The sequence below is a fragment of the Lysinibacillus sp. Bpr_S20 genome, from assembly GCF_023337835.1.
GTDB lineage: Bacteria > Bacillota > Bacilli > Bacillales_A > Planococcaceae > Lysinibacillus.
This window is the reverse complement of sequence record NZ_JALNLQ010000015.1, coordinates 1-13,948: the sequence shown is the minus strand read 5'-3', so window position 1 is coordinate 13,948 and position 13,948 is coordinate 1. Positions and strand designations below refer to the sequence as shown.

Annotated in this window: 13 protein-coding genes; all 13 read left to right on the top strand. The window is 35.7% G+C overall.

The genetic code is table 11. The features are described 5' to 3' along the window. Window positions 1–410: 410 nt before the first annotated feature. The 13 genes from MWJ95_RS24670 (at window position 411) to MWJ95_RS22550 (ending at window position 13,774) form a co-directional block, all read left to right on the top strand. The gene (locus tag MWJ95_RS24670) at window positions 411–1,640 is read left to right on the top strand and encodes an O-antigen ligase family protein (RefSeq protein ID WP_249073049.1); all 1,230 of its coding nucleotides are present in this window, start codon (window positions 411–413) and stop codon (window positions 1,638–1,640) included. Between the two features lie 29 nt (window positions 1,641–1,669). Then, window positions 1,670–2,707: a glycosyltransferase family 2 protein gene (locus MWJ95_RS22605; protein WP_249107283.1), complete on the top strand. Its 1,038-nt coding sequence runs from the start codon at window positions 1,670–1,672 to the stop codon at window positions 2,705–2,707. A gap of 9 nt (window positions 2,708–2,716) precedes the next feature. Beyond that, window positions 2,717–3,490, top strand: a complete 774-nt coding sequence (locus MWJ95_RS22600) for a glycosyltransferase family 2 protein (protein WP_249107282.1) — start codon at window positions 2,717–2,719, stop codon at window positions 3,488–3,490. Between the two features lie 336 nt (window positions 3,491–3,826). Beyond that, complete coding sequence (gene galU / locus MWJ95_RS22595) at window positions 3,827–4,723, top strand: UTP--glucose-1-phosphate uridylyltransferase GalU (RefSeq protein ID WP_249107281.1); 897 nt, start codon at window positions 3,827–3,829, stop codon at window positions 4,721–4,723. Window positions 4,724–4,773: 50 nt separating this feature from the next. Beyond that, window positions 4,774–6,072: a glucose-6-phosphate isomerase gene (locus tag MWJ95_RS22590; protein ID WP_249107280.1), complete on the top strand. Its 1,299-nt coding sequence runs from the start codon at window positions 4,774–4,776 to the stop codon at window positions 6,070–6,072. Between the two features lie 293 nt (window positions 6,073–6,365). After that, on the top strand, window positions 6,366–7,079 hold the full coding sequence (locus MWJ95_RS24665; protein ID WP_249073044.1) for a YveK family protein: 714 nt from the start codon (window positions 6,366–6,368) through the stop codon (window positions 7,077–7,079). 2 nt (window positions 7,080–7,081) lie between these two features. Next, window positions 7,082–7,789, top strand: a complete 708-nt coding sequence (locus MWJ95_RS22580) for a CpsD/CapB family tyrosine-protein kinase (protein WP_249073043.1) — start codon at window positions 7,082–7,084, stop codon at window positions 7,787–7,789. A gap of 117 nt (window positions 7,790–7,906) precedes the next feature. After that, window positions 7,907–8,704: a TIGR00282 family metallophosphoesterase gene (locus MWJ95_RS22575; protein ID WP_249073042.1), complete on the top strand. Its 798-nt coding sequence runs from the start codon at window positions 7,907–7,909 to the stop codon at window positions 8,702–8,704. Between the two features lie 720 nt (window positions 8,705–9,424). Then, entirely contained in the window at window positions 9,425–9,691 is a 267-nt protein-coding gene (locus tag MWJ95_RS22570) for a stage V sporulation protein S (protein WP_004224903.1), read from the top strand. A 230-nt stretch (window positions 9,692–9,921) separates the two neighbouring features. Continuing rightward, the gene (locus tag MWJ95_RS22565) at window positions 9,922–10,086 is read left to right on the top strand and encodes a hypothetical protein (protein ID WP_249073041.1); all 165 of its coding nucleotides are present in this window, start codon (window positions 9,922–9,924) and stop codon (window positions 10,084–10,086) included. 64 nt (window positions 10,087–10,150) lie between these two features. Continuing rightward, complete coding sequence (locus tag MWJ95_RS22560) at window positions 10,151–10,765, top strand: cysteine peptidase family C39 domain-containing protein (RefSeq protein ID WP_249073040.1); 615 nt, start codon at window positions 10,151–10,153, stop codon at window positions 10,763–10,765. Between the two features lie 403 nt (window positions 10,766–11,168). Next, a complete protein-coding gene (locus MWJ95_RS22555; RefSeq protein ID WP_249073039.1) occupies window positions 11,169–12,908 on the top strand; it encodes a 2-oxoacid:acceptor oxidoreductase subunit alpha in 1,740 nt (579 codons plus the stop codon). Continuing rightward, window positions 12,908–13,774 carry a 2-oxoacid:ferredoxin oxidoreductase subunit beta gene (locus MWJ95_RS22550; RefSeq protein WP_249073038.1) on the top strand — a complete coding sequence of 289 codons (867 nt, stop codon included), beginning with the start codon at window positions 12,908–12,910 and terminating at the stop codon, window positions 13,772–13,774. Before MWJ95_RS22555 ends, MWJ95_RS22550 begins: the two co-directional genes overlap by 1 nt. Window positions 13,775–13,948: the final 174 nt, after the last annotated feature.

Sequence of the window (13,948 nt, the reverse complement as noted above, 5' to 3'; positions counted from 1 at the left end):
CCTAGTCGGTGAATATGTCGAAATCCGCAGAAAATACTTCAGCTAAAATGCATAGTGGAAATTATTGATGATGCTTGGATATAGACTAACAATCAAAGATATTGAACAGATTAAAACTTAATTTATGTGATTGACTAAAATATTCCTCGTTATTAAAAGTGCTGAATTTTACCTAAAATCAGGTGTAAAAGTTTAGCACTTTTATATTTTTCACCAAGTAGTCAATTTTTACTTTCTCTTTTGAATAACATTCTCACCATGTATAAAGAGAAATTCACCTTCATATAAGTAGTAAATAGCACAATGGTTTGTACAAACGAAGCTTATCGCAATGCAGTCATTCGCCAAGTTCTCTATTCAAATGGTTATCAATTGACATGCATATCATTTGAGTTAGTAGGTAGTAAGGGGTGAGAAAAATTATTTACGAAAAAAAAGGAATATCCAATAATTATCTTCTAATATTTATTTTAGTATTTAGTGTTTTTTTAGGTAACCTGAATGTAAACATTGGTTTTGCGTTAAAACCACATATGATATTGATGGTAATAATTTTTATGCTTACCCTTAGTAAATTTGTTTTTCATAAGCCTCAAAGTCATGAAACTTTTATGATTTTCTTCTATGTTTTCTACTGTCTTACTGGAGTATTTTCTACATATCCGATGGCAAGTCTTCGTTTGACTATTGCTATATTCATTGGTCTTTTTTCTTACTTTATATTTAAATTTCTATTTTCTACTATTACATTAAAAGAATTTGAGCGAATAATTGGGACAGTAGGAATATTATATAACGTAATTTCATTATTGTTTTATCTCTTTGGTTTAATCTCAAATAAGTATAATTTTTATGGGAATGGCATTAGAGTTTATGGCTTAATGCTAGATAGAAGTATGCCTCGATTAATCGGAATATTATCAGACCCTAATATATTTGTTGTATCCAACTCGTTCTTCTTGTTCTTTTTTCTAGCAAATATGAAAGACAAAAAAGGAAAGATTGGATTTGTTTTAGCCTTAATAACAACGATACTAACTTTTTCAAGGGGAGGGTTATTAGCAACCTTAGTAGGGATTGTTATTACTATCGCTTTTTTTAATGTGAAAACAAAAATAAGAATTTTTTTTATCGTACCTATAATGACATGGATAAGTTACTTTATCGTATTAAAAGTGATGCATATCGATATCTACCAGATGTTGATAAAAAGAATGGAATCTGTTAGTAAGGATGGTGGTAGTGGCAGAATTGAAATCTGGAACAATGGTTTGTCGCTCTTTTTAAACAACCCTGTACAAGGTATTGGTATATATAATTTTAGGGATTATAGTGCAGAATTTTTTGGTCAAGGAATTTATATGCACAATACTTTTTTAGAAATATTAGTTGAGTCGGGTGTAATTGGATCCGTATTATTCTTTATATTTTGGGCGCTATTATTTTTTAGAATAATGTCAATTGTATGGATGGATAAATCAAAGGCTTTTCTTCTAGGGACGTATGTTTCAATTTCAATTTCATTAATGTTCCTTTCGCTAATTGCGAGTGAATATTTATTTTTATTTCTAGCGCTTATTTGGCGATACAGTATGACAGAAAAAGAATATCTGTACCGTGAACAGATAAAGTTAGAGTGAAAATTATAAAATTTAAATTGGGGGAAACTATGAAGTTAGTCAGTGTCATTATTCCAATTTATAATGTTGAGCAATACTTACAAAAATGTGTACAATCAGTTCAAAATCAAACGTATACAAATCTAGAAATTTTTTTAGTCAATGATGGTTCTACAGATAAATGTGGAAAGATGGTGGATGAATTAGCTGTCCAAGATTCACGGATTCAAGTAATTCATAAGCCGAACGGTGGGCTGTCTTCTGCTAGAAATGCTGCATTAGATATGGCCAGTGGAGCATATATACTATTCGTGGACGCCGATGATTGGATAGAGTTGAATATGATTGAATCCATGGTACATGAAATGGAACAGCACGAAGCACAATTAGTAGTATGTGATTATACGAAAGTGTACGACGATAAAATGGATAAGAATTTTTTGAAAATGAAGCAAGAGAAGATCGATATTGGAAAATTGGGATTAAAAGGATACCTTTATGAATACTTCTTTAACTACAAACATGGGGATGAAGTTTGTAATAAATTGTATAAAAATGTGATTATTAAAGAACACCATATACGATTTGAATCAAATAGTGAGATATTCTCAGAAGATAAGCTATTTAATCTATATTACTTAGTGCATATAAAAAAAATAATAAGTATCAATTCATCTTTTTATTTTTATTTGCAACGAAATGGTTCGCTCATGAAACAACCTAAACCTGAAATTATAGAACAGTATTTAAATTTGGCAGAAAAGTACATTGATTATTTGAAAAGAAATGATTCGAATATGACAAGTATATACGCTATCTTAGTGTTTCATTTGTTTAATAGTTCTCTAAAAAACTACGTCAAATCGGGTGCAAGCATTTCACAAATAACAGCGGCTATTGATAAAACGCAGAATAGAGAGATAATGCAATTCATGGCTAGATTGAAGACAGATAAAGAAGTAATAGCATACTGTCAGAGTAATCGAACAAAAATATTGATACCTTTATTCGTTAAGGTCTATGCAGTTTGTTATACATTAAAATTTAATTTAATTCTTGCTTATACATTTAAAAATATTATGAAATAGGATGGTATATTGCATAAAAATAACTTTCTAGTATCAATTATTATGCCTGTTTACAATGCGGAAAAGTATGTTGGTCAATCCATTGAATCTGTTCTAAATCAAACGTACAAAAATTGGGAACTGATAATTATTAATGACAAATCAACAGACAATAGTCACCAAATACTACTAGGATATAAGGATAGTCGAATAAAGATTATTAATTTGACACAAAACGGTGGTGTTTCGAATGCCAGAAATGCTGGAATTGAAAAGGCAAAAGGACAATTTTTAGCTTTTCTTGATAGTGATGATTTGTGGCATCCTGAAAAATTATCCAAACAACTCGATTTCATGCTGGAACTTGATGTAGCTTTTTCCTATACACAATATCAAGAAATAACAGAAAGTAATAAACGAACACGGAAAATCGTTAAGATATGTAAAAAACCAGTAAATTATAAAAAATTATTGCGTGCTAATTACTTTGGATGTTTAACAGTTGTATTAGATACACGTAAAATTGCTAAACCACTTTTCAAGAAGACTAAGCATGAAGATTATGCTCTTTGGCTAGATATTTTAAAAGATTATGAGATTAAGGCTTACGGAATGAAGGAAGTACTTGCCTATTATCGAATTACACCAGGTTCCATAAGCAGAAATAAATTCAAAGGTTTAACGTGGAACTGGAAAATTTATAAAAATCACCTTGGCATGACGTCAATTCAAGCTGTTTACCGGATGTGTATTTTCTTACTTAACATTTCGATAAAATACGTTTCAACTAGATTGACAAGTTAAGAATGGTGAAAAGGCTAACTTAAAAAATGAGACATAGAAAAACACCTTTCGTTGTAAAACAGGTAGTGTACCTTATCAAATCAACGTGGAGGTGTTTTTCTATGGGAACAGGACAAGGTTAGCGGGGATTCCTATTAGTATGACATCATCTTGAACAGCCTGTAGGAATGAGAACGTAAAGTGAAAAGTGTTATCTTTCTATCTTGTTGGAAAAGATAATTATAAATTTGAATAAAAAGTAACTGTTATTAATATATTGAAAAGTAAAATAAACCCGCGAATGAATAATTAAACACATGCCGTAGAAGAGGACAGCCTTACATGAAGGGAGATTGCATGAAAAAAATACGTAAAGCCATAATACCTGCAGCAGGATTGGGCACGCGTTTTTTGCCAGCTACAAAGGCAATGCCGAAAGAAATGTTGCCGATTATCGATAAACCAACTATTCAATATATCGTTGAAGAGGCAGTTGCTTCAGGTATTGAGGATATCATTATTGTTACAGGTAAAAATAAAAGAGCAATTGAGGATCATTTTGATAATGCGTTTGAGCTCGAGGCAAATTTACTAAAAAAAGAGAAGTTCGATATGCTTGAGAAAGTAAAGGCCTCCTCTAAAGTAGATATTCACTATATCCGTCAGAAGGAACCTCTTGGCCTTGGTCATGCGATATGGTGTGCACGTAAGTTTATTGGGAATGAGCCATTTGCGGTCCTTTTAGGTGATGATATTGTGAAAAATGAGATTCCGTGTCTGAAACAATTAATCGAACAATATGATCAAACGTATTCGAGCGTTATAGGCGTGCAAAAGGTTCCAGATGTTGATGTTCATCGTTATGGAATCATTGACCCGGCTTCAACAGAAAACCGTTTGATGGAAGTAAGGGAATTTATCGAGAAGCCTGCTTTTAGAGATGCCCCATCAAATTTTGCCATCATAGGAAGGTATATTTTAACTCCTGAAATTTTCACCTTTTTAGATGAACAAAAAAAAGGTAAGGGCGGTGAAATTCAATTAACAGATGCGATTGAAGCATTAAATAGTTGTCAGCGTGTATTTGCATTTGAAATAGAAGGAAACCGCTATGATGTTGGAGAGCATATTGGCTTTATTAAGACAATTATTGATTTTGCGTTGGATCGTGATGAGTTACATGAAGCGGTTACCAATTTACTGTTAAATAAAGTGGAGCAACTTAGGAACTTAGGGAGAGTCACTTCGAATTAAAATAATTTACGCCAGTAGGAATTCCAAATTATAGGATTGGAAGAGATGATTTGACGATTCGTACTATTCAAATGAGCATTTTCAATTTTGAAATCACGAAGCAAGATTGGTCAATATATGAGGCGGAGGTAGAGTGGATTCACCGTCATTTAGCAGAGAGTAGCGAGATGTTAACGGGTTGGTTACAAGTGCCTCTTGTAAATCAGCGCGCTTTATTGCAGCGTATTGAAGATACTAAGCGAGAAATTCATGCGTATGCAGATGTACTTGTTGTTATTGGTGTGGGGGGATCATTTTTAGGGGCACGTGCCATCCAAGATGCGTTGTCACCTTATTTTACTTGTTCTACTGATGGTATTGAAGTGATGTATGTTGGACAAAATATGAGTGGTTCCTATATTAATAGTTTGCTTCAATATTTAGCGAATAAAAGTGTGTATGTGAACGTCATTTCGAAGTCTGGGGAAACGATGGAACCAGCACTCGCATTTCGTGTGTTGCGACAGTTTATGGAAAAACGTTATGGGGAAGAGGCTGTTGACAGAATCATTGTGACGACAGATGCCGAAAACGGACGTCTGAAGCAGATAGCAGATCGCACAGGTTATAGACAATTTAACATTCCAGCCGATATAGGTGGTCGCTATTCGGTGTTAACTCCGGTAGGGCTATTACCAGCAGCGGTTGCAGGTGTTGATATTCGGATGCTTATGGCAGGTGCTAGGGATGCTGCGTTAACATTGCAAGATACAGCGCTAGAGCGTAATGAAGCCTATCAATATGCAGTGTTCCGACATTTGATGTTTGAACGAGGGTATAAAGTGGAGTTGCTCGCTTCATTTGAACCTGCATTATGTAAATTCCATGAATGGTGGATGCAGTTGTTTGGTGAAAGTGAAGGGAAACAGCGAAAAGGTCTATTTCCTGCGACAGTTAATTATTCGACTGATTTACATGCTATAGGTCAGTTTATTCAAGAAGGAAGTCCGATCCTATTTGAAACATTACTGCATTTTAAGGAAATAGATAATGATTGTAAGGTGCCATATGATGTGCGAGATGAGGATGGTTTGAATTATCTATCGAAACGAACATTCAATGAAATTAATGGGCTTTCCATGAATGGAACAGCACTTGCTCATGCAGAGGGTGGTGTACCTGTCATTCAATTGATGCTCCCAAAACTGGATGCCTATCACATAGGTTATTTAATCTATTTCTTTATGAAGGCATGTGCAATGAGTGCAAGTTTACTAGGAGTTAATCCGTTCGATCAGCCAGGTGTAGAAGCGTATAAACAAAAGACGTTAGAACTATTACAAACGTTTAATAATTCCATCAACAAATGAATTTTTGAAATGAATGGTTCAACACCTAAATCTGTTTTTAACACAAAAAAGTACATGAGCGGAGGGTGGCGAGTATAGCTGTTCGGCTACGCTTTTTGCTACAGAGCAAAACTTCCAGCGGGGAAAGTAGCAATGTTTTTCCGTCAGTCATACAAGCTGAAAGCCCTGAAGAGAAGCGTAATATACGATCCAATATATGTTTTGGTGAAGAATCGAAGTAAATCGAACTAAAGTGCCGAATAATACGAAAGTTAAACATCAACGACAATGGTTTGACGAGGGAGGGAATTTAGGTGGAAGAAGTAATTGACTTAAAAAAAATATTTAAAATACTGTGTAAACGAATATACCTTATTCTAAGTCTTACTATTGTTGCGATTGGTATTACAACTGCTATAAGTTTCTTTGTAATTACGCCTATCTATCAAGCACAAACGCAATTTTTAGTGAATCAAAAAGTGAATGGTCAAGAAGCGTATGCCCAGGCACAACAGTTAGAGACGGATTTACAATTAATCAATACGTATAATGTCATCATTAAGAGTCCTGCTATTTTAAACAAAGTTATTGATAAGCTTGAGCTAAACATTACAACAGAAATGTTGGCTGAGCAAATAATCGTAACAAGCGAAAGTAACTCCAAAGTGGTTAATATTAAAGTTTTAAATACGGATTTAGAAAAAGCAGTTACCATCTCGAATACAGTTGCTACTGTATTTAAAGAAGAAATCCCGAAACTAATGAGTGTTGATAATATAAATATTTTATCGGAGGCAAAAATAAGTAAAGATTCTAGCCCTGTGAAACCAAATAAATTACTCAATATAGTCTTGGGTACCGTAATTGGGTTTGTAATTAGTGTAGGGTTTGCTCTATTGTTGGAGTTTTTAAATACAACAATAAAGACTGAGTCGGATATTGAAGATTTAGCATTGCCTGTTATGGGGTTGGTTGGTGCTTTTCCCACCGAAAAAAATTATAAATCCCGTAAAGCTAGGAGGACATAGAAATGCTTCGTTCCAAAAAGAAAAAGAACCAGAAACTATTAACAAAACCGCGTCAACTTATTACAGTTTTAGATGCAAAATCAATGATTTCTGAGCAATTTAAGACCATTCGTACGAATATTAAGTTTGCTATGCCAAAGCAAGGTCTTAAAACGATATTAGTTACGTCTTCTATACCAGGTGAAGGAAAGTCAACAAATGCTGCCAATCTTGGTGTTGTTTTTGCACAAGAAGGAAAACGGGTATTGCTCGTAGATGCTGATATGCGTAAACCGACATTGCATAATATATTTAATATTATCAATATATTTGGGTTATCATCACTATTAGAAAGAAAATGTCAGTATGATGAAGTATTACAGGGCACATCTGTGGAAGGGTTGTTTATCATTACAAGTGGACCAACCCCGACGAATCCAGCAGAATTACTGTTATCCTCTACTATGGATAGTTTTTTAGAAGCGGTGAATCATCAATTTGATCTTATCATTTTCGATACCCCCCCGCTATTACCTGTAGCCGATGCTCAAATTTTATCTAATAAATGCGATGGTTCGTTATTAATCGTTGGTGCGGGTGTTGTAGAAAAAGAGGATGTAAGAAAAGCGAAAACACTCTTAGAAGCTTCGAAAGCCAACATTATTGGTGTTGTGTTAAATAAATATAGCATGCCGAAAAGCCAATATTATTATCAATATACAGATAATTGAAATTTAATAATTTATCTTAGTCGCAAATCCAGGATGAGTTTGCGTTTTATTTTGCGATTTACTAGGAGTAGATGGTAAACTAAAAGGTGCTAATTAAAGAAAGAGTGGTCTTGTCAAATGAAAGTACTATTTATTGGAGATATCGTTGGTTCGATTGGCCGCGATGCAGTGGAAAAATATTTACCACGCTTAAAGAGAAAATATAACACAGACGTTGTTATTGCCAATGGTGAAAACGCAGCGGCAGGTCGTGGCATTACACGTAATATTTATAATGATTTGTTACAAATGGGTGTGGATGTTATTACGATGGGTAATCACACTTGGGATAATAAAGATATTTTTGATTTTATTGATGATGCAGAGTATTTAATACGCCCGGCGAACTTTTCAAATGAGGCACCAGGTAAAGGAATGGTACAAATTTCGAAAAACGGTGTGACATTATCTGTAATTAATCTACACGGTCGAGTATTTTTACCTCCTCATGAGGATCCATTTGCGATGGCTGAGAAATTAATCGAAGAAGCACATAAAACGTCACCACTTGTATTCGTGGATTTCCATGCAGAAGCGACAAGTGAAAAAATTGCTCTTGGATGGCACTTAGATGGAAAGGCTTCAGCAGTCGTTGGTACACATACACATGTGCAAACAGCCGATGCACGTATTTATCCAAATGGAACAGCCTATATTACGGATGTTGGAATGACAGGTCCATACGATGAAATCTTAGGGATGACGAAGGAAAGTGTCATTTATAAATTCCAAACAAACATGCCATCTCGTTTTGAAGTGCCTAAAAAAGGACGCGATGTGTTAAGTGGCTTCTTTGTAGAGATTGATGATAAAACAGGAAAAGCCCTACATTGTGAACGAGTATATATAAACGAAGATTATCCATTCCAAGCATAAAACGAGAAACTATTGTGTATGAAAACATGTACAATAGTTTTTTTTTGTTCAAAAATTGCCTCGAGGAGTCGCCTGGCCTCCACTTCAATCAACTTATCCGCATGACATACGTTTTAACAAAATGACATCCAACTTTTTTAGTTTGAGCGGGACCTTTTCAGGAGTTATCGCCCAACTTTTAAATTTTATCTACCAACTTGCACGTTTTATCTACCAACTTCTGAATTTTATCGACCAACTTTCGCGTTTTATCACCTAACTTTTAATTTTTATCGACGTCCACCTTCCGAAGAGCAAGAAGCGTTCATTCTTAATTGCACAAATTGGAGTCGAAGGCTACTCGGCGAGACCCTGAGGCCAACACGATGTTGGTGTCATAGGACGTGACGCACTCAGCCTTCGTTCTTTTAGCGGAGGAAGCGGCCCACAGGAAGCCTTGCTCTGCAAGAAAGCGAAGCGACAGCATCAACAAAGCGAGTAGCCTGGAACGAAAATCATCCGTGGTAGTGCCATGGAGTCTTAATTTATTTCATTGACAAAGTAATTCTTGGTATAAGTTTTCAGTCTTTTTAGATTGTTTCGATATATAAGAAATGAAAATAGTCTATTTTCTTCCTGCCGAGCATAAAATGACCTATCGACAATAACTTAAGGTCCAAAAAAAAGGGGGACATGAGTTGTTGAGCGTAAATAATATTCGCGAAACGGGGAGGAATAATTGTGGATTCATTAAAAGTATCATCACGCTCTAATCCAAATTCAGTTGCAGGTGCATTAGTCGCGGTAATCAGAGAAAAAGGGCAAGCAGAAATGCAGGCAGTTGGGGCAGGTGCACTTAACCAAGCCGTGAAAGCAGTAGCCATTGCACGCGGATTTGTAGCGCCAAGTGGCACAGATTTAATTTGCGCCCCGGCGTTTGCCGATATTTTAATTGCTGGTGAGGAACGTACAGCTTTAAAGCTCCTTGTGGAAAAACGTATTCGATAAAAAAGTAATGAAGTAAAATGCCTTGCACATAATAAGTTGCAAGGCATTTTTTTCGTTTAAATAGATTGCGTAGTTCATCTTTACATATTCACATGTTAAATGGCTCATAACCGAAGGGTTGTGGAATGGAGCAGAAAAGTTACAATTTTGAGAGAATTTTTACTATTAAACAGTTAAAATATGTATAATGAGTGTTAAATTGAGTAAAGCAAAAAGGGGGATGAGTGTTAATGGATTACTTTTCTTTGATAGCTATTATGTTTGTCGCACTTATTGGCTGTGCTATATATGATATAAAAAAGAAAAATGATGTAAAACTTGAACAAATCAAGTTAGAACGAGAAAAAGTAGCTTTGGAACAAAATAGATTGGAAATTGAGAAAAAAACGGATTAATTAATTAATGATTCATCTAAAGAATATTGTCTCGATATGGACGCAAAGAAATGGGGAAAGTAGTATGTTTATAGTTAGAACAGCTATTTTATGGATTATTATTTCAACTATCATTAATGCATATTTAATGACATTACCTAAACCTGTTTTACGAAAAAGAGATTATCCGGCTAACTATCTAATTAAACGAAATAATAGGATAGGTATACAAAACAGAAGGGAATGTGCAGCATTTTCAACAGCATATGTGTTGCGTCATTTTGGAATAGTGGCAGATGGTGAAGAGTTATATCCTAATTTCCCTAGTAAAACAAGAGCGGGCAATGTATATCCAAAGGGAATCCGTACGGTGTTAAGAGAAAAGGGATTTCAAACAAACTACTACAAAGGGAATATAAATACATTAAAGTACGAAGTTAGTAAAGGAACTCCCGTAATTGTTTTTATTAAAGTGCATCAGAATCGTAATAATTTACATTTTGTCCCTGTCGTAGGATATGACAAGGAGTATTTCTACCTTGCAGAATCATTAAGGCACCTGTTGAATTGTAATGATGAAAACAATAGCTACAATAGAAAAGTCCCTATTAATGAATTTAGGGAATTGTGGAATGTAAAAAATATTAATATGCTTTTTTATAGCAATACTTACATAACCGTAGACGCCACACAGAGCTAATATTAATGATGAAGAATTTTATTTGGATACACGGAGAAAAATACCGAAAATTGATCGAGCCTTATTAGTTTTTAATAATCAATTTTTGTTAAAAATATTTTTACTCTGGTTAGTTGTGCGATCGGGTGCTTTAGTTGTATAGAAGTTGTGAAGACTGATGATTCTTTGGAATTTTTTTATTGAGCCGATGCTTTTGTAGAGGAAGCAAAGCGTCAGCAACCATTACACTAAGGTGAAATTGCTGCTTGGCTGTTTTAAAATTACAACTTCTTGAACAAGATTTTCAGTCAAAGGTCTGATTTTCGTTTAAATCGGGGAATAACAATAGTGTAGTCTGTTTCTTCGTGTTAAACTTATGAAGGAAAAATAATAGTATACACATTGGATCTAAGGAGTTGTTGACATGTTACATCAGCTTTCATGGAAAGTCGGTGGGCAACAGGGTGAAGGGATTGAAAGTACAGGAGAAATTTTCTCAATGGCAATGAATCGTTTAGGTTATTTCCTATATGGTTATCGTCATTTCTCTTCTCGAATTAAAGGTGGCCATACGAATAATAAAATTACAGTTCGTCCAACAGAAGTGCGTTCAATTGCGGATGATTTAGATATTTTAGTGGCGTTCGACCAAGAAACAATCGACGTCAATTATAAAGAACTAACAGAAACAGGCATTATTTTAGCGGATTCAAAATTTACTCCAGTGCAGCCAGAAGATTCAAAAGCGCCATTATTTGCAGTACCTTTTACAGAGGTAGCCGCAGAGTTAGGCACTTCGTTGATGAAAAATATGGTGGCGATCGGAGCAACAGCTTCCTTGCTAAATTTAGAGGACGAAGTGTTCCAAAATGTTGTAGATGATATTTTTGGCAAAAAAGGCGAAGAAGTTGTTCAGAAAAATATGGAGGCCATTGCACGTGGTCATGAATTAATGAATGAGCTTTTAGGCGATCGCGTAGGTGAATGGGCTTTAGCACCAGCAGATGGTAAACGCCGTATGTTTATGATTGGGAACGATGCAATAGCTCTAGGTGCGCTTGCAGCTGGGACACGCTTTATGGCAGCCTACCCAATTACACCAGCTTCTGAGATTATGGAATACCTTATTAAAAAATTACCGAAATTCGGTGGTACGGTTATTCAAACAGAAGACGAAATTGCTGCAGCGACAATGGCAATTGGGGCAAACTTTGGTGGTGTTCGTTCCTTTACAGCTTCTGCTGGTCCTGGTCTTTCTTTAATGATGGAAGCACTTGGACTTTCAGGTATGACAGAGCAGCCACTAGTTGTTGTTGATACTCAACGTGGCGGTCCATCAACAGGATTACCAACAAAACAAGAGCAATCAGATTTAATGGCCATGTTATATGGTACGCATGGTGAGATTCCAAAAGTAGTGATTGCTCCTTCTACAATGGAAGAAGCATTCTTTGACACAATTCAAGCGTTTAACATTGCCGAGGAATTACAATTACCAGTTATTTTAATGACTGATTTGCAATTATCTCTTGGTAAACAATCTGTGGAACCATTCGATTACAGTAAAATTGAAATTCGTCGCGGTAAAATTGTTACAGACGACATTGAAGAAGCGGCTGATAAAGCATACTTCAAACGTTATGAAAATACGGAAGACGGTATTTCACCACGTGTGCTACCTGGTACGTTAAACGGTATTCACCATGTAACAGGGGTTGAGCACGATGAAACAGGTAAACCATCTGAAGCGACTGGTAACCGTCAAGTACAAATGGATAAACGTTTCCGTAAGCTAGCGGCCTTGAAATTTGAAAATCCAGTCTATTCAAATGTGCCACACGAAGAAGCTGACATTTTATTAGTAGGCTTTAACTCAACACGTGGAGCTATTGAAGAAGTACAAGAACGATTAAATGCTCAAGGGTTGAAGGTGAATCATGCACATATTCGTTTAATTCACCCATTCCCATCTGCTGAATTGGCACCGCTTGTAGCAAAAGCGAAAAAAGTAATCGTAGTGGAAAATAACTATACAGGTCAATTAGCTAATATTATGAAGATGAATATTGGTGGTCACGATAAAATCGAGACGATTACAAAATATAATGGTACACCATTCTTGCCAGGTGAATTAGAAAATCGTGTGAAGGAGTTGACTCGCTAATGGCAACATTTAAGGATTTTCGTAATACAGTGAAACCAAACTGGTGCCCAGGATGTGGGGACTTCTCTGTTCAAGCAGCGATTCAGCGCGCCGCGGCTAACGTTGGAATTGAACCAAACGAGCTAGCTGTGATCTCTGGGATTGGCTGTTCTGGTCGTATTTCAGGCTACATTAATTCGTACGGTTTCCATGGTATTCATGGTCGTGCATTACCAATTGCACAAGGCTTAAAAATGGCTAACCGTGACTTAAACGTTATCGCTTCTGGTGGTGACGGCGATGGTTTTGCAATTGGTATGGGTCATACTATCCATGCTATCCGTCGTAATATTGACATCACATACGTTGTTATGGATAACCAAATCTATGGTTTAACTAAGGGGCAAACTTCTCCGCGTTCTGCTGCAGGATTTATTACAAAATCTACGCCAGGTGGTGCGATTGAACCGTCATTAAAACCGTTAGAAGTCGCTTTAACAAGTGGAGCTACATTTGTGGCACAAGGTTTCTCAACAGATATTAAAGAATTAACAGCTTTAATTGAAGCAGGCATTAATCATAAAGGCTTCTCATTCATCAACGTATTCTCACCATGTGTTACGTATAACAAAGTGAACACGTACGATTGGTTCAAAGAAAACTTAACGAAGCTTGCTGATATCGAGGACTATGACAATTCTGACCGCGGTATGGCCATGCGTACAGTAATGGAGCATGAAGGTTTAGTAACAGGTATTATTTATCAAGATACTGAAACAGCTTCTTATCAAGAAAAAGTACCAGGCTATTCAGAGCTACCATTAACGGATATCGATATTAAAATGAGCGAAAATGATTTTAATGAGTTAGTAAAAGAATTTATGTAAATCAAATTTTATATTGCATGACAAAAAGCATTTGGGATACTTCCAAATGCTTTTTGTGTTTTCGAAAGACTGTTATGTCAATTGTTGCTGTCGCTCTGCTTTCGCACAGATAAAACATTTGTTGCTGTCGCTTCGCTTTCGCACAGATAAAACATTTGTTGCTGTCGCTTCGCT